The organism is Halostagnicola bangensis, assembly GCF_054653435.1.
Map to the genome: position 1 here is coordinate 2,803,607 of NZ_BAAIGG010000002.1, position 18,476 is coordinate 2,822,082.

General features: G+C 60.5%; 20 protein-coding genes. 13 read left to right on the top strand and 7 right to left on the bottom strand.

What is annotated here, in order from left to right; genetic code table 11:
* Positions 1 to 28: 28 nt before the first annotated feature.
* Positions 29 to 829, bottom strand: a complete 801-nt coding sequence (gene pyrF, locus ACYQ14_RS15755; protein WP_459889326.1) for an orotidine-5'-phosphate decarboxylase — start codon at positions 827 to 829, stop codon at positions 29 to 31.
* A gap of 165 nt (positions 830 to 994) precedes the next feature.
* Between pyrF and ACYQ14_RS15760 the strand changes: the two genes are divergently transcribed.
* The 5 genes from ACYQ14_RS15760 to ACYQ14_RS15780 all read left to right on the top strand — a co-directional run bounded on the left by ACYQ14_RS15760 (position 995) and on the right by ACYQ14_RS15780 (position 6,760).
* A complete protein-coding gene (locus ACYQ14_RS15760; protein ID WP_459889327.1) occupies positions 995 to 1,369 on the top strand; it encodes a methylglyoxal synthase in 375 nt (124 codons plus the stop codon).
* Between the two features lie 78 nt (positions 1,370 to 1,447).
* Positions 1,448 to 1,888: a MaoC family dehydratase gene (locus tag ACYQ14_RS15765; RefSeq protein ID WP_459889328.1), complete on the top strand. Its 441-nt coding sequence runs from the start codon at positions 1,448 to 1,450 to the stop codon at positions 1,886 to 1,888.
* A 132-nt stretch (positions 1,889 to 2,020) separates the two neighbouring features.
* Positions 2,021 to 3,751 carry a cation:proton antiporter gene (locus ACYQ14_RS15770; protein ID WP_459889329.1) on the top strand — a complete coding sequence of 577 codons (1,731 nt, stop codon included), beginning with the start codon at positions 2,021 to 2,023 and terminating at the stop codon, positions 3,749 to 3,751.
* The gene (locus tag ACYQ14_RS15775; protein WP_459889330.1) at positions 3,744 to 5,432 is read left to right on the top strand and encodes a cation:proton antiporter domain-containing protein; all 1,689 of its coding nucleotides are present in this window, start codon (positions 3,744 to 3,746) and stop codon (positions 5,430 to 5,432) included. The genes ACYQ14_RS15770 and ACYQ14_RS15775 overlap by 8 nt, the downstream gene beginning before the upstream one ends.
* A 347-nt stretch (positions 5,433 to 5,779) precedes the next feature.
* Positions 5,780 to 6,760 carry an SDR family oxidoreductase gene (locus ACYQ14_RS15780; protein WP_459889331.1) on the top strand — a complete coding sequence of 327 codons (981 nt, stop codon included), beginning with the start codon at positions 5,780 to 5,782 and terminating at the stop codon, positions 6,758 to 6,760.
* A 103-nt stretch (positions 6,761 to 6,863) separates the two neighbouring features.
* On the opposite strand, the gene ACYQ14_RS15785 is transcribed toward ACYQ14_RS15780, so the two are convergent.
* On the bottom strand, positions 6,864 to 8,108 hold the full coding sequence (locus ACYQ14_RS15785; protein WP_459889332.1) for an ArsA family ATPase: 1,245 nt from the start codon (positions 8,106 to 8,108) through the stop codon (positions 6,864 to 6,866).
* Positions 8,109 to 8,298: 190 nt separating this feature from the next.
* Here ACYQ14_RS15785 and ACYQ14_RS15790 point away from each other — a divergent pair, with 190 nt between their 5' ends.
* Positions 8,299 to 8,661, top strand: coding sequence for a hypothetical protein (locus ACYQ14_RS15790; protein ID WP_459889333.1), 363 nt, complete (start codon positions 8,299 to 8,301; stop codon positions 8,659 to 8,661).
* Positions 8,662 to 8,719: 58 nt separating this feature from the next.
* Here the strand turns inward: ACYQ14_RS15790 and ACYQ14_RS15795 are convergent, their stop codons facing one another.
* The gene (locus ACYQ14_RS15795) at positions 8,720 to 9,820 is read right to left on the bottom strand and encodes a pyridoxal phosphate-dependent aminotransferase (protein WP_459889334.1); all 1,101 of its coding nucleotides are present in this window, start codon (positions 9,818 to 9,820) and stop codon (positions 8,720 to 8,722) included.
* A 124-nt stretch (positions 9,821 to 9,944) separates the two neighbouring features.
* On the opposite strand from ACYQ14_RS15795, the gene ACYQ14_RS15800 reads away from it, so the two are divergent.
* Positions 9,945 to 10,460: a CinA family protein gene (locus tag ACYQ14_RS15800; protein WP_459889335.1), complete on the top strand. Its 516-nt coding sequence runs from the start codon at positions 9,945 to 9,947 to the stop codon at positions 10,458 to 10,460.
* 101 nt (positions 10,461 to 10,561) lie between these two features.
* Positions 10,562 to 11,053 (top strand): metal-dependent hydrolase, encoded by a 492-nt coding sequence (locus ACYQ14_RS15805; protein ID WP_283835277.1) that lies wholly within the window; start codon positions 10,562 to 10,564, stop codon positions 11,051 to 11,053.
* 220 nt (positions 11,054 to 11,273) lie between these two features.
* On the opposite strand, the gene ACYQ14_RS15810 is transcribed toward ACYQ14_RS15805, so the two are convergent.
* Positions 11,274 to 12,215 (bottom strand): cell division protein CdpA domain-containing protein, encoded by a 942-nt coding sequence (locus ACYQ14_RS15810; protein WP_459889336.1) that lies wholly within the window; start codon positions 12,213 to 12,215, stop codon positions 11,274 to 11,276.
* A gap of 229 nt (positions 12,216 to 12,444) precedes the next feature.
* Between ACYQ14_RS15810 and ACYQ14_RS15815 the strand changes: the two genes are divergently transcribed.
* Together ACYQ14_RS15815 and ACYQ14_RS15820 are read left to right on the top strand one after the other, a co-directional pair.
* Entirely contained in the window at positions 12,445 to 12,732 is a 288-nt protein-coding gene (locus tag ACYQ14_RS15815) for a DUF5789 family protein (protein ID WP_283835279.1), read from the top strand.
* Between the two features lie 6 nt (positions 12,733 to 12,738).
* Positions 12,739 to 13,437 (top strand): CPBP family glutamic-type intramembrane protease, encoded by a 699-nt coding sequence (locus ACYQ14_RS15820; RefSeq protein WP_283835280.1) that lies wholly within the window; start codon positions 12,739 to 12,741, stop codon positions 13,435 to 13,437.
* A 39-nt stretch (positions 13,438 to 13,476) separates the two neighbouring features.
* Here ACYQ14_RS15820 and ACYQ14_RS15825 read toward each other — a convergent pair whose 3' ends face one another.
* A complete protein-coding gene (locus tag ACYQ14_RS15825; RefSeq protein ID WP_459889337.1) occupies positions 13,477 to 13,890 on the bottom strand; it encodes a universal stress protein in 414 nt (137 codons plus the stop codon).
* 143 nt (positions 13,891 to 14,033) lie between these two features.
* Between ACYQ14_RS15825 and ACYQ14_RS15830 the strand changes: the two genes are divergently transcribed.
* Together ACYQ14_RS15830 and ACYQ14_RS15835 are read left to right on the top strand one after the other, a co-directional pair.
* Positions 14,034 to 14,471 carry a DUF302 domain-containing protein gene (locus tag ACYQ14_RS15830; protein ID WP_283835284.1) on the top strand — a complete coding sequence of 146 codons (438 nt, stop codon included), beginning with the start codon at positions 14,034 to 14,036 and terminating at the stop codon, positions 14,469 to 14,471.
* A gap of 207 nt (positions 14,472 to 14,678) precedes the next feature.
* On the top strand, positions 14,679 to 15,773 hold the full coding sequence (locus ACYQ14_RS15835; RefSeq protein WP_459889338.1) for an AI-2E family transporter: 1,095 nt from the start codon (positions 14,679 to 14,681) through the stop codon (positions 15,771 to 15,773).
* Here the strand turns inward: ACYQ14_RS15835 and ACYQ14_RS15840 are convergent.
* Positions 15,680 to 16,069, bottom strand: coding sequence for a hypothetical protein (locus tag ACYQ14_RS15840; RefSeq protein ID WP_459889339.1), 390 nt, complete (start codon positions 16,067 to 16,069; stop codon positions 15,680 to 15,682). The two genes, ACYQ14_RS15835 and ACYQ14_RS15840, sit on opposite strands and share 94 nt — an antisense overlap.
* Before the next feature lie 54 nt (positions 16,070 to 16,123).
* Here ACYQ14_RS15840 and ACYQ14_RS15845 point away from each other — a divergent pair, with 54 nt between their 5' ends.
* Positions 16,124 to 16,918, top strand: a complete 795-nt coding sequence (locus ACYQ14_RS15845; RefSeq protein WP_459889340.1) for a class I SAM-dependent methyltransferase — start codon at positions 16,124 to 16,126, stop codon at positions 16,916 to 16,918.
* A 63-nt stretch (positions 16,919 to 16,981) separates the two neighbouring features.
* Here ACYQ14_RS15845 and ACYQ14_RS15850 read toward each other — a convergent pair whose 3' ends face one another.
* The gene (locus ACYQ14_RS15850; protein ID WP_459889341.1) at positions 16,982 to 18,346 is read right to left on the bottom strand and encodes a hypothetical protein; all 1,365 of its coding nucleotides are present in this window, start codon (positions 18,344 to 18,346) and stop codon (positions 16,982 to 16,984) included.
* Positions 18,347 to 18,476 lie beyond the last annotated feature (130 nt).

Below are 18,476 nucleotides of genomic sequence, written 5' to 3' on the forward strand. Positions count from 1 at the left end.
CGAGAATCGGCGACGGTCAGCCGACTCGTTACTCCCGGTACTGATTCAGTCGCACTTTTAACCGCTTTGCGGCCTGGCCGGCCGCTGGCGCGAACTCTTCACCTGCGTCCTCTCCCGCGAAGATGATTCCTCGAGAGGAGTTGACGAGTCCGACGCCGTTTGCGAGTCCATGCTCGACGGCGGCTTCGGCGTCGCCGCCCTGCGTGCCGATTCCGGGAACGAGGAACGGAAGCTCCGGGACCTGTTCGCGGAGCTCCTCGAGTTCCTCCGGCTTCGTCGCGCCGACGACGAGCCCGACGTTGTCGTTTTCGTTCCAGAGATCCGCCAGCGCTGCCACGCGCTCGTAGAGCGATTCGCCCGTCTCGAGTTCGAGATCCTGCAGATCCGAGCCGCCCGGATTCGAGGTCCGACAGAGGATGAAAACGCCGGATTCCTCGTCGTCGAGGAACGGCTGAAGGGAGTCTCTGCCCATGTAGGGGTTGACGGTTATCGCGTCGACCGTCTCGAGGACCTTCGCATACTGGCGCGTCGTGTTTCCGATGTCAGCGCGCTTGGCGTCGAGCAGAACTGGGACGCCTTTACCGTGGGCGTAGGCGACGGTTTCCTCGAGGGCGCGCCACCCGTCGGGATCCTCGTAGAACGCGGCGTTGGGCTTGTAGACCGCGGCGTGTTCGTGGGTCGCGTCGATGATCCGGCGGTTGAACGCCCACCGCGGAAGGTCGTATTCCTCTAAGTGGTCCGGGATGCGTTTCGGGTCGGGGTCTAACCCGACGCTGACGACACTGTCGACCGAGACGATCCGGTCGTGCAGCCGGTCGAAGAAGTTCATGCACTCGAGTGCAGACCCGACGGCCGAAAGTGTTGCTATCGATCACGCCCCCGATGGCGGTGATGCGAGATCCTCCCCGATCCTGTGGAAGTAACGCGAGACGGTGCGACGGTGCCGGAACGGCGACACCAGAAACTATCACGGCACTCGCCGTACGATCGGTAGATGACGCGACTGGCCCTTATCGCACACGACGAGAAGAAATCGGAGCTCATCGAGTTCGTCCAGACCCACGAATCGCAACTGCTCGAGTACGATCTTATCGCGACCGGAACGACGGGGAAACGGCTACTGGAGGCCACCGAACTCGAAATCGAACGCATGGAGTCGGGCCCGCTCGGCGGCGACCTGATGATCGGCGGGCAGGTGGCGGAAGGGAGACTCGACGGGATCGTCTTCCTCCGGGATCCCCTGACAGCCCAGCCCCACGAGCCGGATATCTCGGCCCTGTTGCGTATCTGTGACGTTCACGATACCGCGCTGGCAACGAACCTCGAGACGGCCGAGTACCTGCTCGAGGGTGTCGCCAACCGAGAGTAGCGGTCGACGGGGTTCGGCCGACACCCGACGGTATCCTCACCAACAAGCTATTTCTCGTTCCACCAACGTTCTCGAGGCATGCCGACGTACTACGAAGACCTCGAAATCGGCGACACGCAATCCTTCGGCGACCGAACGATTTCGAAAGACGAGATCATCGAGTTCGCAGAGCAGTACGACCCACAGACGTACCACGTCGACGAGGACGCCGCAGAGGACTCAATATTCGGCGAACTGATCGCCAGCGGCTGGCACACGGCCTCGCTATGCATGCGCGAATTCGTCGAACACGTCGCCGACGACGCCTGGCTCGGCGCTCGAGGGATCGATAAACTCCGCTGGATCAAGCCAGTCAAGCCCGGCGATACGCTCTCGGTCACCGTCGAGGTCGTCGACAAGCGGCCGCTCGAGGACGATCCAAGTATCGGCCACGTCGATACGAAACTCACGGCGTACAATCAGGACGACGAGCCGGTCATCACGTGGATTGGTCTCGGTATCGTCGAGCGGACGAACTGAGTCATCGCTTGAGCAAAAGCTCCACTATACATATCCTCCGAGACCGATAACTGGTATCGTCTGACATACGTTTCTAAAAGCGAATATATAAACCCTTCATCCCCAAATGCGAATCCAAGAGTTGGGTACGCGATGAATGAGATTGCGCTCGCAGCGGACTTTGCTATAATTGTCGTCGTTGCGACAATAGTTGGGCTGATCGCACGTCAAACAGGTCAGCCGACAATTATCGCGTACATCCTCACCGGCCTGATTCTCGGTCCCGTAATGTTTGATGTCGTCACCGAGGACGCACTCGTCGAGAACATGGCCGAACTCGGCCTCGGATTCCTCCTGTTCTTGCTCGGGATGAAGATGCGCTTCGACGATATTCGCGAAATTTTGCGTCCGATAATCAATATTGCGGTCTGGCAAACGATCCTTCAAACAGCGCTGGCCCTCGCCGTCGCCTGGGCGCTCGGATTCGATCCCACCGAGATTATCATTATCGCGCTCGCGACCGTCTTCGGCGCGACGCCGATCATCGTCAAGATCCTCACCGACAAGGACGAGATCACGTCGTTGCCGGGGAGAATCGATGTCGGCGTCCTGATCGTCCAGGATATCTACCTTGTCGTCGTTCTCGCACTCCTCGGCGCAGATTCGCTCGGAAACCCGACCGAAATCGCCCAAACGCTCGGCGTCATCGCCATCATGATGACGTTCATCGCTCTCTTCTCGATTGCCTCCTCTCGCTACCTGCTCCCGCGGTTATTCCGTCGCGTCGCGGACAATAAAGATGTCTTCCTCATCATCGCCATCGCTTGGGCGTTCCTCTTTATCGCCATCTCGGAGTACTTCAACCTCTCGCTCGAGGTCGGAGCCTTCCTCGCCGGCATCAGCATCGCCCAGTTGCCCTACAGCAAGGAACTCGAAGATCGGATTACGCCGATAACGGACTTCTTTATCCTCGTCTTTTTCGCCAGCATTGGACTCCAGCTCGAAGCGAGCGAACTGCTCACCTATTGGCAGGAGGCGGTGATCGCCTCAGTCATCCTGATGGTCGGTAACTTTTGGATCATGTTTTACTTGATCTATCGCGAAGATTTCAGCGTCGAAACCTCGTTCCTCGGTTCGATTAACATGATCCAGGTTAGCGAGTTCTCGCTTGTCGTCGGTGCGCTGGCGGTGAACCAAGAGTTCATTGAGAACGAAATTCTCGGCTATCTCAGCCTGATGGCGCTATTAACAATGAGCGTCTCGACGTATATTATCGCCCATAACCATACCATCTATGCTAAGTTAGAGCCGTGGTTCAGGCGGTTCGAATCCGACGACAAGAAAGATGTCGATCTCGACGTGTACGAAAATCATGCGATTACGATCGGCTACGATGAGATCACCGAACGTGCACTGCCAATGCTCGAGGAGAAGTACGGCGAAGTCGTCATCATCGATCGCCAGACCGAACATATCGAGGCTCTCGAGGAAGAAGGCCGGTACGAGTACATCTACGGCGACTTCCGCCACGGCGAGATTCGAAAAGCGGCGAACCTCAAGAAGGCGTCGTTCGTCCTCAGTTCGACGGTGCAGACGGATGTTAACAAGGCACTGCTCGAGGAGGTTAGCGACAATGCAATCGTATTCGCCGAAGCCGAACAGATCGACGACGCGCGTGAACTCTACGACCGTGGTGCGGACTACGTAATTATGAGCACCTACCTGACCGCGGCCAAATTGAGTGAATACCTCGAGCAGTACTTTACGGATCGGGAATCGCTCGAACGGTCGTTCGAACGCGATATCGCACGTATAGAGCGGGAAGAGTCAGTCGGGTTCGAGGGCGACCTCCGGAAGCAGACGGGGGGTGACGACGATGACTGAACTCATCACCGCCCTCGCCGTCTTGTTCGTCACGGCTGGTGCGTTCCTGTTGGTTGCAAATCATTTTTCACTTTCTCCGGTTCCGTTTTACATTCTGGCCGGGCTCGTCGCGGGGACATTTCTCGATCAACCGGAATTGATCGAGCTCGCCCAGTGGGGTATCGCGTTCTTGGTCTTCGTCTTCGGGTTTACGGTCGACTTCAAATCGTTACAGGCGGTTATCAGGGACAGCGAGGCCGCGGCGGTGACGCAGCTGATAGTCGTCGCGCCGGTTGCTTTCGCCGTTGCAACGGTCTACGGCTTCGACACGCAGAACGCCGTCTACTTTAGCGTCGCCGCAACACTCAGTTCGACCATCGTCGGCGCCGGACTGCTCGAGCACGAAATTCGGGACAATCTCGTTCACGGTCGTCTGGCCTCGTCCGTCCACTTCTTCGACGATCTCCTTGCCATCGGGCTCATTCTCATCCTCTCGGCCGAGACGTACACGACGACACTAGTCACGTCTCAGATCGGGTTCGGCGTGCTCTTTCTGATCGCCGCATTATTAGTTTATCGACACGTCTTCCCGCTACTCGTTCGGCTATCAGGTGATTCGGACGAACTCATCATGATGGGCAGTATTTCGATACTGATCGGGTTTCTCGCCGCGGCAGAACTGGCGGAAATCTCGATCGTCGTCGGCGCGTTCGCGGCCGGCATTTCCATCCGTAGCGGCGACGCGTCGACGATCGGCGTGCGCAACGGGATCGAATCCATCAAGGACTTCTTCGTTGCAATCTTCTTCGTCACGGTCGGTGCGCTCGTCGAGGTTCCGGATCTGGAAGTGCTCCTCGTCGCAGTCACACTTACGGCGCTAGTGCTCTTCGTCAATCCCCTCGTTATCATGCTCTCGTTTGTGTACGAGGGGTACGACGCACGAACCGCGTTCCTCTCGAGCTCGACACTCAACCAAGTCAGTGAGCTGTCGCTGGTAATCGCAATCCAGGCAACGTTTGCCGGTTCGATTTCGGACACGCTCTTCGAAGCGATCATCCTCGCTGCAGCTGTGACGATGATCCTGACGTCCGTCGCTAGCCGCCACGAAGAGACGGTCTATAGAACGTTCGTCGAGGATTTCTTCGCCGGTCATCTTACTCGGAAGATCGACGAACGGAGTTACGTCGGCGACGATCTCGAGGGTCACGTCGTCATCATCGGCTACGGTCGACAAGGTCGCCGGGTCGTAGAGACATGCGAACAACTCGATCAAGAGTATGTCGTCATCGAAAACGATCCGGTGCTCTGGGACGATCTACGAGCGGAGTGTCAGAACTACGTCCTCGGTGACGCCATGTCGACCTACCCACTCGAAAAAGCACATATCCACGATGCATCACTACTTATGTCGACAGTCGCTCACCGCCCCGTTTCCGAGCGTATTCTGTCACTCGAAACGGATACCGACATTATCCTTCGGGCAAACACGTCGGCAACTGCTCGAGAACTGCTTCAGAACGGTGCCGAATACGTGAGTGTCCCGAACGTGCTCGCTTCCGATCAACTCACAGAGATAGTTGAGCGATCCCTCAGTGACGAATACACGAAGGGCGACCTTCGAGACGGACATCTGGAAACGCTCGATACGCTCGAACGGTATGGGTTCGATACGCGAACAGGCGACAATTTTATCGACTCATAAGGTGAGCCTTCTCGACGTGACGGACTCTTCTCACGTGCATTTATCGAGAAAGGTCAGGATGGCTCGAATATACGCCTGTGGGGACTGTGGCCGTTACGGAACGACTCAGTTTGAGTTCGTGCCTGCAAGTCACGTCATTGAATCGGGAAGCCTAAGGATAGGTCGAGAGCGAAGCTCTCTCATGATGACGAGGATCTCACCCGTGGGGAGTTTACTCGAGATTCAAACCTCTTCCTCGAGTTTCGGGGCGCACCCCAGTGTGTCGATCTCTGGGACACAGAACGCCATCGAACGACGGGCGAGAAAAACCGTCGGTACTTAGGTGACGTCTCACGAACCCAACCTGTATGGCCATTGCTGAGGAAGCCGAGGGAACGGACGATGACGGGGATCAGGACTCTCCCGGAGCCAGCAACGAGTACGGAACTGACACCACGGCCGGCGAACGGACGGCCTCGAGCGACGAACGGGACCGAACGACGACCCAGGACGCCGACGATCGGTACACCCGAAAGAAGTGCATCCTCATCACCGGGTGTTCGTCGGGTATCGGGAAAGCAACGGCCGAGGCTTTCCTCGAGAAGGACTGGCAGGTCGTGGCAACGGCGCGCAACACCGCCGACATCGCGGATCTCGCCGAGGCAGGCTGTAAGACGCTCGAGCTGGATGTTACTGACCCAGATCAGGTCTCGAGGGTCGTCGAGGAGACCGTCGAAATCGGCGGCGCGATCGACTGTCTGGTAAACAACGCCGGCTACGCGCAGATGGGGCCGATCGAGGACGTCTCCACGCTCGATCTCCACCGCCAGTTCGACGTCAACGTCTACGGCCCGCACCGTCTCGCTCGAGCCGCGCTTCCCCACATGCGAGCCCAGGACGAAGCCCGAATCATCAACGTCTCGAGCATCCTCGGCCGTCTCTCCTTCGCTGGAACCGGACCGTACTCGGGCTCGAAACACGCCCTCGAGGCAATGAGCGACTCGCTCCGGGCGGAGGTCGAGGAGTTCGGCATCGAGGTCGTCCTGATCGAGCCGGGCACCGTCGAAACGGAGTTTATCGACCGTACGGACGACGAACTGCCGGAGAATCGAACGCCGGCCTACGAGACACTGTACGAGATCTACGACGACGCGCAACTGATCGGCGGCGGTGGTCCGCTCGCGATCGAACCGGAGGAGGTCGCGGCGGCGATCCTCCACGCAGGTACCTGTCCGGAGCCCCCGGCGCGGTACCCCGTCGGCCCGATTGCGGAGTACGGCTCTTACGTTCGATTCCTCCCGGACCGGCTCCGAGACGCGGCCTACGGTCTCTTGCGGAAGTTCGTTTGAGCAGTCGACTCCGCCTCTTTTAGCCGCGTGCGGACTCCGCTCTATCGGGTTCCTCTCTAATCGGGAAGCTCTCTATCGACTCGTTCGAGAAACTGGCCGATTCCTATCGAAGACAGGCCGCGACGACCTCGAGCATCTCCTCGCCGCGAACTTCGTCGGCGAACAGCGGGACACGTCGAACGTCGGTGCCGCGGAAGAGTTCCTGGGCTTCCATCAGCGCGTTCTGTTGAACATCCCAGCGCCGTTGACAGAACTCACACTCCTCGAGGTTCGGCTCGAGGAACTCGCCCTCGACGTCGTCGGTGACGTCCATCAGCGGTTCCATTACGCGGTTTACCACGAGCGTGCCGACCGGGATTTCGAACTCGCGTAACTGCTGGCGGAGCCGCTTGGACTCGAGCACGCTCATCTCCTCGGGGACCATCACGATACGGAAGTCGGTTCGCTGGGGGTCTCGAAGCGCGGCCCGCAGGCGTTCGATTCGCTCGCGAAGTTCCTCGAGGTCGTCCATTCCGGGCTCCTGTTCGGGGCCGCCCTGGCCGCCGAACATCCCCTTGACACCCTCGATCATCCCGCCGATTCGCTGGCGGAACTGCATCATCTTGCCCATCATCGAATCCATCAGTTCCGGCAACTGCAGGAGCTTGAGAGTGTGTCCCGTCGGTGCCGTATCCACGACGACGCGATCGAACCGCTCGTCGTCCATGTACTCGAGTAGGAGTTGAACTGCTGCCGCCTCGTCAGAGCCGGGCATCCCGCCGCCGAGCATGGCGTCCATCGGGGAATCGCCGCCGAGCATCTCGCCCATTCCACCCAGCGGGCCGTCCGGATCGCCAAGCGGCCCGTCAGTCCCGGCCGACGGATCGCTTCCGAATCCGTCTCCAGCGCCGCCACCAGCTCCTGCGTTCGGGCTGGCACCACCTGCGGTATCGCCACCCTCTCCGGCTCCTTGTGAAAAGATCGTCTCGGCGTCCTCAAGCGCCGCTTCGGGGTCGATCTCGGCCGCGAAAAGCGGCACGTCATCGCGGATGCGCGTCGGCTTCGCCGGGATATCCGTTTCGTAGGTATCCGAGAGCGAGTGCGCCGGGTCCGTCGAGACGACGAGCGTTCGGACGCCTCGCTGAGCGCTATCCAGGGCGGTTGAGGCCGCCATCGTCGTCTTTCCGACGCCCCCTTTGCCGCCGTATAGGACGTACTCGGGTCCGTCGACCGGCTCGTCGCTCGGTTCGACGTCGATCGTCCGTCGTTCTTCCTCGTCTTCGACGGAATCCGTCGGCGTCACTTCGATCGTGTGGTCGTCGCCGTCCTCGTTCGTCTCTTCGACCGGATCGACGTCGAGTCCACTCATGCAAGCCAATACCCAACCCAGACACGAGTAATCGTCGGTCCAATTCCAAGCGGGAGACTAACCGAACTGCAGTCTCACTGCGCGCCAACCGGCTGTATTAGGGATATTAACATCGGTATACGGACTTGTTATTCTAGTGGATACCATTATATACGAGATCGTGGACTGACGAGCCAAGCGTCCCCAAACAATGACAACAGCATCTGAACCCACTGCATCCGACCCCGCCGCGACCGAGTCCGCCGCAACCGATCCGGAGCTTCGCACCGAGCCGAAGAATTCGGATACCGACACCGTTCCGACTCATTCAGAACACGAAACGCGTTCTCCCGATCCGAAACTCGAGACCGCGAACGATGCCCCGTTCCCGTACGACGGAACCGATCCCGGAAGTCGCCTCGCTTGCACTCTCGCTCGGGGTGTGGTAGACTCGAGCGACGGCACCGCTATACTGGAGGGATCGGCGACCTGTCCCGACTGCGGGAGCGAGACGATAAACGGCGCTGGCCTTTTTGCGTGTTCAAACTGCAAGTGGTCGGGATCGCTTCGGTAACGCCCGCACCGCCATCCGATTCGGACCGATCGAACTCCCCGTCCGAATCGAATGGATTTCACTCGAAGTACTCGATCAGCCGCTCCGCCGACTCTTCGACCCGCGGGGTCACAAGCGCGAATCGAAGCCACTGCTCTCGAGAACTCCCGAAGGCCGTCCCCGGCATTCCGGCGACGCCGGCCTCGTCAATCAGCCGTTCGACGTTCTCGAGCGTTCCTGGGAACCCGTCGAATCGAACCATCACGTAGAACGACCCGTTGGGTCGGGTGTACTCCGCACCCGCCCGCTCGAGCGCGTCGGTGAACGTGTCGACGCGATCACGGAGGCGGTCCCGATTGGCCCGGTAGTACTCCGGCCCCGTTTCCCGGAGCGCGTGCAATACGGCGTGTTGGGCAGGTCGACTCCCGGCGACGTTGACCAGCATGTGGCGGCTCCTCGCGCTTTCGACCAGTTCCTCCGGGAAGATCGAGTAACCGACCCGAAAACCCGTGATCGCCATCGACTTCGAAAACGCGTTGGTAACGATCCGATGCTCGGAGTCGACCGAGAGCGCGCTCGTGAAGGTACCCGAGAGGTCGTAGTGGTCGTAGACCTCGTCGCTGACGAGGATCGCATCGTTCGATTCGGCGATCGAGACGAGTTCGTGGACCGTCTCCTCCGGATAGACCGCCCCGGTCGGGTTGTTCGGCGAGTTGACGACGATCGCCGCGGTATCCGCGCTCGCCGCCGAGCGAACGTCGTCCGGATCGAGCTGACCCGTTTCGTCCGCCTCGACGTACGTCTGGGTCCCGCCGAGCATGGTCGTCTTCCCCGGATAATAGGGGTAGACAGGGTCGGTCAGAACGACTTCGGAGCCGCTGTCGCGCTCGAGCGCTCGAGCCATCGCGAGGTAGTTCGCCTCGCCAGCGCCGTTGGTGACCACGACCTGGGAAACGTCCACGTTTCGGCGAGCGGCGATCTCCTCGCGCAACTCGAGGAGTCCGTCGCTCGGCGGATACTGGAATCGGTCCGGATCCGCGTCGGCGTACTCGTGGAGCCCTTCTCGGAGCGCCGCCGGCGGCTCCCAGTCCGGATTACCGCTCACCATGTCGATCACGTCCCCCTCGGCCCTCGAGGCGTACTGCATCACGCGAAAGAAAAGCGGCGTCTCGTAGTCCATGCGTTCCGTTGGGAGCCGACGGGCGTTGGATCTTTCGACACGAATGGAAGACAGAGCGCGACCGAAAAGCGGTTTCGACCGACTCACCGTTCCATTGAAACTGCCGGCTCCCCTCTCCTCGAGCATGAACGACGATATCGACCGCGAGCTTCCGATGCGGATCGGCGACACCCTGCGGGATGCCGAGGAAACACTCGCCGTGGCCGAATCCTGTACGGGCGGGCTGATCGGCGCGGCGATCACGACGATTCCGGGCGCGAGCGATTACTTCGACGCCGGACTGACGACGTACGCCTACGACGCCAAGCGCCGACATCTCGGCGTTAGCCGCGAGGCGCTCGACGAGTACGGGGCCGTCTCCGAACCCGTCGCGCGCGAGATGGCACAGGGGGTCCGCGACGTGACCGACGTGACCTGGGGGATTTCCGCGACGGGCGTCGCCGGTCCGACGGGCGGGACCGAAGCCGATCCCGTCGGGACCGTCTACATCGGTATCTCCTATGCCGGGCCGTGGGGGACAAACGCCTCGGAGGCGACCGTTTCCCGATACGAGTTCGACGGCGACCGGGCGACGGTTCGGGCGAAGACGGTCGAACGAGCGTTCGAAGACCTGTTAGCGGCGGTTGATCGAGTTCACTGAGAACGAGACACCTGTCGGGGATGCTCCCGTCGGAACGAGTCCGATCGACGACGGGTCTCGACAGAAAGCTATTCCGTCCTCCGATTCCCAGCGTTCAGTAGATGAACAAGAAGGGACACGTTCTCAACGCCGTCCTGTTGAGTATCGGGTTGGGGTATCTACTCGAGCCTGCCGGGACCGAAGAGACGTTCGTGACGATTCTGATGATCGGCGTTCCCGTCACTCTTGGCGCGTTGTTTCCGGATGTCGACACCGCCTTCGGCAAGCACCGCAAAACGTTGCACAACCTACCGATTCTCGTCGCCTTTATCGCCTTTCCGTATTTCTTCGCAAACCTCGAGTACGTCTGGATCGGAATCCTCACCCACTACGTGTTAGACGTTGCGGGAAGCAAGCGCGGTATCGCGCTGTTTTACCCGCTCTGGAAGGAGGAGTTCGGCCTGCCGATCGGCGTCACAGTCAAGAGCAGAATGGCGGATCTGGTTACGGTCATCGTCACCGGGCTGGAACTCGTCGTGGCCGCGCTTATCATCTATCAAGTGCCCCAGTTGGGACTCGAGTTGGGTGAACAGGCGATCGGGATGTGGCTATAGGAGGGGCTGTCGAGACGACGTCGACCCCGAACGAGTGCTCGAGCGTGGCGATTCGTCTCAGCATCGAACAGCAGTGAGGTATCCTCGATACACAACCGAAGACCTGTCGCCGTTTGAATCCCGTACTCAGCCGTTCTGAATGTCGTAGTCTCCCGTTTTAAATCTCGCACTCAGCCGTTTGAACCTCGTAACCAGCCGAACCGACCCGCTGGTGGGTTCGCTAGTCGAAGTCGAGACTGGCGTCACGGCGGTTCGGCGTCCATTCGTCGCAAGCGTCCATATCCTCCATCGCGCCGTCGTGATACCCACAGTACGGAACCATGCCCGAAGACGTCCGAACGTACTCGAAGTGCCGACAGTTGCCGCAGTACTGATCCGCCGTCTCGACCGGCTCGTCGGGTTCGACGGGGGCGTCGACGAACTCGGCATCGTGACCGTCCCCGGTCCCGAGCGGCGAATCGATATCCGCCGTCTTCGAGCCGCCGTCGCTGGTCGTAACGGTGCCAGCACCGGGAAGGTCGCCCGTTCCGCTCGATCCGCCGCTCGAGGACGACGGCGACTCCGATTCGACGTTGGTCTGGGTCTCGACGTTGCCGTCCGGATCGCTCCCCAGTAGGCCGACGCCGCCGAGCGGGCCGCTGCTCGAGTTGTCGACTTCGACGATTTTCGTCTCCCCTTTCCGGGTGACGTTCATCTCGAGCATCCCGCCAGGGTCGTTTCTGGTCTTGAAGTTGACGACGGCGGTGAACAGACACCACACCGAGATGAAAAGTCCCAGAAGGTAGACGGCGGAGACGTGGAGTGTGAGGTTGTCACCGTAGCCACGCCAGTGGTGGGGATACGCGTGCCAGAACAAGGCCACGCCGAGCAGGCAGAGACTGGCACCGATCGCGGCCGCGGCTTTGACTCGACGAGACGCCGGTAACACGATGAAGACGCCGACGAGCGCAGCCGGAACGCCGATACCCGCCAGAATTCCTGCGGCCTCGAGCGCGGCGTACTGATCGGCGAAGTATCCCGAAAAGAGTTCTGTCGTGGCGACGAGCACGGCGACGACTGCCAGAATCGCCCCGATAACGACCAGTATCGTTCCCGCGTACAGCCGTCGGAGGCTCGACACCTCCCGTTCGTTCCCCTGATATACCTCCGCCAGGCTGGTCATAGTGGGGGGGTTCGTACTCACACCACAAAAAACGATACGTCAGACACATGTCGGGAGGAAGAGAGATATTGTGAGTGAACGAGGGTTGGCAGAGAAATCGCGGAAAGTACAGAGGAATCGTAGAAAGTAGGCGGAACGCGGTTTCGCTCGGAGCGATTGTCCGTTCGGTGATCATCGGAACACCACTCGAAGCGAAAGTTTGAATCGAGACGCTTGCAAAGTGGCGAGTATGAGCGACGACGAAGAAGAGACGGAACCCGCCGTATCCCTCGGGGAAGGGACGCCGGTCGAGGGTGCACCGCTGGCTCGAGTAAGCTCCCGGCTCACGTGGCCGAAAGAAAAGAGCGAGATCGATCGGCTCGAGGGCGACAGCGTCATCCGAACACCTGACGGACCGCGGGAACTGTCGGACGTCCTCGTCGATGTCGACGAGACGTACTTCGAGCGCCATCAGGAGTTCGACGGCCACGTCAGGGACGTTATCGGGACTGGGCCCGTCCAGACCACGAGCGAGTAATCAGCCGTGGCAATCGAGGACGAAAGCAGCAGCGTTCGCTGGATACGCGACCAGTTCAATCGCCTATCCTGGTTTCAAAAGTCGCTCCTTACCGGCGCGATACTGACGATTCTGTGGACACGGACCGTTCCGTCGGGACTGGACGAACGGGTCGTTGTCGACGGATTGTTACTGATCGTCGGCCCGCTCGCACTCGGCCTCTCCCACGGTCGTCGGATCGGTTGGACCATCAATCGGGTCGCGATTCGAAACGCGATTTTGCTCTCACTTTTCGTGCTCCCGTTCTACCTGGTCGGCTCGACGTTTCCCACGATCAGACAGTTTTATCCGATGTGGGAAACGTCGGCGGCTCCCGGCGAGTTCATCCCGCACGCGATCAAGTTGTTCATCCTCGCGCTCGCGGCGGAAACCTACTACCGCGGATTGCTCTGTGTCGGCGTCAAAGAGATCGGATTCAAGGCGGTTCTCATCAGCCCGATCGTCTACATGATCCACCACTCCTCGAAACCGCCGATCGAGTTCCTGCTTTCGGGACCCACGGACGTCCTCTTCGGCGCGGTCGACTACAAGTCGAACTCGATCCTCCCCTCGGTGATCGCCCACGGCGTCGGCCTCGTCTTCCTCGACTGGTTGGTGCTTCACGATCCGCTGTTCGATCCGACGGGAATCCTCGAGTACCTCGAGTGGCTTCCGATTCCGCTTTGATCGGGGTCTGGAATCGGATCGCTGTTTCGCCCACCGACGTCATCTGACGATGGTAACGGGGACGGAGGCGCGCTGTGCGATCGTTTCGGCGACGCTCCCGATAAGTAATCGTTCTAACCCGTGTCGGCCGTGACTCCCGAGGACGATCGCGTCGACACCCGCTTCTTGCTCGTACTCGAGGATGGTCCGCGCGGTCTGTCCGAACAGCGTAATCGTCTCGATCTCCCGATCGTAGTCGCTTGCGACTTCCTCGGCGCGCTCGAACAGGTCGAGTGGTGTGTCGCGCCACTCCTCTGCGGCCGGGGCACTATCGAGTTCGAGCGGGGCGTCTTCGGCGACGGTGAGGACGTGTAATACCGTGACGTCGGCCTCGGGATACCGCTCGAGCGCGTAGGCCACGACGTCTTCGAGGAGCGATGTCTCGTCGATCGGAACGAGGACGTGTTCGGACATGGTAGCTATTCAACACCCTCGTTCGGCTTAATACGGTACCCAGGATGGGGGATGGCATCCACCTCGAGCCCGCTTCCGAACAGTCCCGGAAACGAACCGTTCGCTGGGGACAGTTTTTCCGTCCTGAACACGAACCAAGAGCTATGAGTCTTCCAATTGACCCGTCCGAAATCGATCCCGAACACTACGGCGAACACCGAGCCGTCCTCGAGATGGACCACGAGGAGGCGATCGAACACACGCGCGAGGTGTTCGAGGCGGAAGGATTCGGCGTTCCCGCCGAGTTTTCGCCCTCGGAACTGTTAAACGAGAAAGTCGACGCCGACAGAGACCCCTACTACGTCCTCGGAGCCTGTAATCCGCAGATAGCTGATCGGGTACTCGACGTGACGAAGAAGATGGGCGGACTCTTCCCCTGTAACGTGATCGTCTGGCAGGAGGAACCGGGAAAACAGGTTGTCTACCACATTTCGATAATGAAAATCGCCCGGCTGCTGGGCATTGCTCCTGACGACGAGAACTGGGCGGAAATCGTCGCCGAAACGAGCGAAATGGTCGATAGCGCGTACGCGAACCTCTAGCCCGTCGGGACTGCACTTCGTCATGTCGGACTGTACTTCGTCATGTCGGACTGCACTTCGTCATGTCGGACTGCACTTCGTCATGTCGGACTGTCCCTCGTCGTAGCCGGACTGCATTCCATTGTGGCCCGCCCGCAGTTCGTCACATAAGAAAACGGTACTGTTTGGAGTGTCAACGTTTACGTACCCGAGGTGAGATATCCGAATATGGACGTTCGAACCGGCTTCTTCGCCTTCCTGTTGGTCCTCCTCGGGGCGGTCACCGCGATGATGATCGCGCCCCTGTCTCAGTATATCATCGCCGCCTGTCTTCTCGCGTTCGTGTGTTATCCGGCCCACCGGAGACTCGAGGAGAGAGTCGGTCCCAGAGTATCGGCGTTACTGCTCACCGCGTTCGCCGTCGTCGCCGCAGTCGTGCCGTTGCTGGCTTTTTCAATCGTCATCTTCGATACGGTGTTTTCGTTCCTGAACGATTTCGACGAACTCGCGGCTATCGAGACCGTTCGAGAGCTTGCACTGGAACTCGGCGTCGAACAGGAGACGATAGACTCCATCGAGACCCACCTCGTGACGGAACTCGAGATGTTCCTCTCCGAATCGGTGGAGTTCGTTCTCGCCGAGTTGATCACGCTCGTGAATACGACGATCGAAATGGCGCTCGGGCTGATGGTGCTGTTGTTCTTGCTGTACTACCTGCTCGTCGACGGCCCCGAGTTCGTCGCCTGGGTGAGTTCGATCGCGCCGCTCGAGGCCGACATTCGCGAAGAACTGTTCGATGAAGTCGAAACAGTCACCTGGGCGGTTATCTACAGTCACGTTCTCGTCGCGCTGGTCGAGGGGATTCTCGGCGGCATCGGTCTCTGGCTCCTCGGCGTTCCAAACGTCACCTTCTGGACGGTCGTGATGATCATCGTCTCGTTCCTCCCGGCGGTCGGAATCTGGCTCGTCTGGGGGCCCGCCGTCGGCTATCTCTTCGTCGCTGGCGAACCGGTGAGCGCGGCTATTCTGTTGGTGTACGGTATCGCCGTCCTCTCCGTCGTCGACAACTACCTGCGTGCGATCTTCGTTGACCGAGAATCGGGGCTCCACCCAGCAGTCGTCCTCGTCGGCGTGATCGGCGGGATCTATCTGCTCGGCATTATGGGACTCTTCCTCGGCCCCGTCCTGCTCGCGGTCTTCAAAGCGGGGCTGAACGTCTTCGGTGACGCTTACGGCGATTTCGGATCGTCTTCCACAACGGAGTCGGTCGAACCGTCGTCTGAGTCGTCCGCAACGCCCCCTTCGGACGTCGCTGGCGAGTGACGGCCGAACGGTTCCTCGTCCGTGGCCGTCGCGGATTCTGAACGGTCCCCTCCCGCGGATTCGCTTTTCGTTCGTTCGTCGTGACCTGGACGTTCGCCGTTATCGGCCCGTTCGCCCCTACCGCCCCGCTTGTCCGCTTCCTCCTCGAGTTCCTCGAGGTACTTTTCGGCGTCGTATCGGACGTACCCCGTATAGAGCATGATGAGTGCGAACAGGATCAGCGGAACACCCAGCAGTAAAAAGAGGGCTGCCAGCGCGGTAAAGAGGTCGGGCGGAATCGCTCCTGGAACTGTCATACGCTCGTTCTGTCCCGGATCAGCTAAAGGGATTCCGTTCGTTGATGGACTACGATGGGACCGCACCAAGACGATCAGCCGTGGGATCCCGACGCCTACGACGGCTCGCACGCGTTCGTTTACGAGTACGGCGAATCGCTTCTGGATCGCCTCGACCCCGGACTGGACGATCGAATACTCGATATCGGCTGCGGGACGGGACACTTGACGAACGAAATCGCGGCGACCGGGGCGACGGTCGTCGGCATCGATCAATCCGAAGCGATGATCGAACAGGCGCGGTCGTCAAATCCGACCTCGGACTCGTCGAGTTCACGTTGTTCGTTCGTCCGCGCGGATGCGACCGATTTCAGCGCGGACGAGCTCTTCGACGCCGTCTTCTCGAATGCGGCGTTGCACTGGATTACCGATCAGGACGGCGTCCTCGAGTCCGCTCGAGACGCGCTCCGTCCGGGCGGTCGATTCGTCGCCGAACTCGGCGGGGCGAACAACGTCCAACTGATCGTCGACGCCCTCGAAACCGAGTTGCGCAGTCGCGGGTACGACAACGAACACCCGTGGTACTTTCCGTCGATCAGCGAATACGCACCGCGACTCGAGTCCCACGGCTTCGAAGTTCGGATGGCGCGATTGTTCGACCGGCCCACGACCCTCGAAGATGGGGAGGACGGCCTCGCCAACTGGATCGGAATGTTCGGAGCGGAGTTTTTCGGCGGCGTTCCGGACGACGAGCGGGATGAAATCGTTACCGCCGTCGAGGACGAACTCAGGCCGACGCTGTTTCGCGACGGCTCGTGGACCGCGGACTATCGCCGACTCCGGTTCGTCGCGGTTGCGGTCGACGACTAGCGGTTGAGGGCTCTCGAGAGGGGAGATAGCGGACGAGGAAGACGAGTGGACGCCACCACACGCTCAGCGGGTCAAACTCCCGCTCGAGAACGCGTCGAGACTGGACTGCAATCCTGCGGCGAGTTCCGATTTTCTGCGGAGTCGCTGGTGGGAAACGGGGAGCCGCCTCGAGACTTTCGCGACGGCGTCGTGGAAGGTTTCGGCCTCGCCGTACTCGCCGGCGATCGACGCTCGGCCGCCGGGCCCTTGATCGCCCGCGTCTCCGGGCGCTCCCTCGAACGCGTTCCTGACGCTCTCGCGGACCTGCCAGACGCCGACGGGAGCCCAGTAGTCGTCACTCACCTCGCGCAGGACCAGACACTTTGCCTGCCTGCCGATGGATTCTAAGTGCTCGAGAACGCCTAACCGGGCGGCGTAGTAGGCTCCCGCCGTTTCCTCGACGTAGCCGGTTCGGCCCTCGTAGCCCTCGCTCGCGCTCGCCATCCAGACCGAGTCGTGGGGATCGGGGTTCCAGATGCTCCCGGGGGCTTTCATCTCGACGAGTTCGAACTCCCACCGGCCGGGCGAGAGGATGATCCAGTAGCGATTGCCCATGTACTCGTTGGCCCAGACCTGGACCTCGTCGATGCTCGGATTCGTCCGAATCTGGCCGCGGACGAACTGGCCGACGGTGTCGTCGACGGCGGTGATCGACCACCGCGTCGGAACGAGCCGGCGCTGTTCCGTCTCGCCAAGCGCACCGGCCGAGAGGATCGAGTTGATTTCGTAGACGTCGAAGCCGCGCCGATAGAGGTAGGTCATCGCCCCCTGTGCCTGCCAGTCGTCGTCCTCTAAGGTCTTTTTCACTGCTTTCGGAACGTGGGGGTTCTCCCGCAGATCGGCGTTTTTCGCGTTGGCTCGCGGGCCGCGCGGCGTCGCCACGTCAGTCCCGGCGTCGAGGCCCAGGTCGGGCGTGTCGTCGAGGCCGATCTCGAGATCGACCGGACGGTCAGAAATCGCAACCTCGCGCTGGACGCCGACGAAGCCGTCCCAGACGTCGTCGACGGATGGTGCCAGTCGACTGGCGATACTCGGCGAGTCGACGTTCGCGGGTTTGCTCGAGTTCAACAGGCCGGTCCGTCGCTGGAGGACATCGTCGATGGCGTATCCCTGCTGGTACCACTTGCCGTCGGTAACGTACTCCTCGGCCTGCTCTTCGTCCCCGACGGGCGAGAGCAAGCCGATCGGGATATCGGGATAGTTCGATCGGCCGACGAAAATGGAGGGTGCCGTCGATCCGACGAGGGTATCGCCCGAGAGCGACCGCTCGAAGTTCCGCTCGAAGTCCTCGAGATGGTCCGTGATCGCGTAGGATTTCTCCTTCGCGAGACGCCGTCGCTCGGCTTCCTCGTCGGGCTCTAACTCCTCGATGTAGTCGTCGAGGCGCATTAGCGGCCCTACGAACGGGACGGGTTTGAATGTTGAGTTCACTATCGATCCAACGGACCCGAAGGGTCTCACGACCAGTTTTCGGAGGGGGCTCGACCGATCTCGGGAGGTGCTTACGAACTATTTCGAG

Coding starts and splice junctions, on each gene's coding strand:
- pyrF (WP_459889326.1), bottom strand. CDS start 829: ATGAACTTCTTCGACCGGCTGCACGACCGGATCGTCTCGGTCGACAGT.
- ACYQ14_RS15760 (WP_459889327.1), top strand. CDS start 995: ATGACGCGACTGGCCCTTATCGCACACGACGAGAAGAAATCGGAGCTC.
- ACYQ14_RS15765 (WP_459889328.1), top strand. CDS start 1,448: ATGCCGACGTACTACGAAGACCTCGAAATCGGCGACACGCAATCCTTC.
- ACYQ14_RS15770 (WP_459889329.1), top strand. CDS start 2,021: ATGAATGAGATTGCGCTCGCAGCGGACTTTGCTATAATTGTCGTCGTT.
- ACYQ14_RS15775 (WP_459889330.1), top strand. CDS start 3,744: ATGACTGAACTCATCACCGCCCTCGCCGTCTTGTTCGTCACGGCTGGT.
- ACYQ14_RS15780 (WP_459889331.1), top strand. CDS start 5,780: ATGGCCATTGCTGAGGAAGCCGAGGGAACGGACGATGACGGGGATCAG.
- ACYQ14_RS15785 (WP_459889332.1), bottom strand. CDS start 8,108: ATGAGTGGACTCGACGTCGATCCGGTCGAAGAGACGAACGAGGACGGC.
- ACYQ14_RS15790 (WP_459889333.1), top strand. CDS start 8,299: ATGACAACAGCATCTGAACCCACTGCATCCGACCCCGCCGCGACCGAG.
- ACYQ14_RS15795 (WP_459889334.1), bottom strand. CDS start 9,820: ATGGACTACGAGACGCCGCTTTTCTTTCGCGTGATGCAGTACGCCTCG.
- ACYQ14_RS15800 (WP_459889335.1), top strand. CDS start 9,945: ATGAACGACGATATCGACCGCGAGCTTCCGATGCGGATCGGCGACACC.
- ACYQ14_RS15805 (WP_283835277.1), top strand. CDS start 10,562: ATGAACAAGAAGGGACACGTTCTCAACGCCGTCCTGTTGAGTATCGGG.
- ACYQ14_RS15810 (WP_459889336.1), bottom strand. CDS start 12,215: ATGACCAGCCTGGCGGAGGTATATCAGGGGAACGAACGGGAGGTGTCG.
- ACYQ14_RS15815 (WP_283835279.1), top strand. CDS start 12,445: ATGAGCGACGACGAAGAAGAGACGGAACCCGCCGTATCCCTCGGGGAA.
- ACYQ14_RS15825 (WP_459889337.1), bottom strand. CDS start 13,890: ATGTCCGAACACGTCCTCGTTCCGATCGACGAGACATCGCTCCTCGAA.
- ACYQ14_RS15830 (WP_283835284.1), top strand. CDS start 14,034: ATGAGTCTTCCAATTGACCCGTCCGAAATCGATCCCGAACACTACGGC.
- ACYQ14_RS15835 (WP_459889338.1), top strand. CDS start 14,679: ATGGACGTTCGAACCGGCTTCTTCGCCTTCCTGTTGGTCCTCCTCGGG.
- ACYQ14_RS15840 (WP_459889339.1), bottom strand. CDS start 16,069: ATGACAGTTCCAGGAGCGATTCCGCCCGACCTCTTTACCGCGCTGGCA.
- ACYQ14_RS15845 (WP_459889340.1), top strand. CDS start 16,124: ATGGGACCGCACCAAGACGATCAGCCGTGGGATCCCGACGCCTACGAC.
- ACYQ14_RS15850 (WP_459889341.1), bottom strand. CDS start 18,346: ATGCGCCTCGACGACTACATCGAGGAGTTAGAGCCCGACGAGGAAGCC.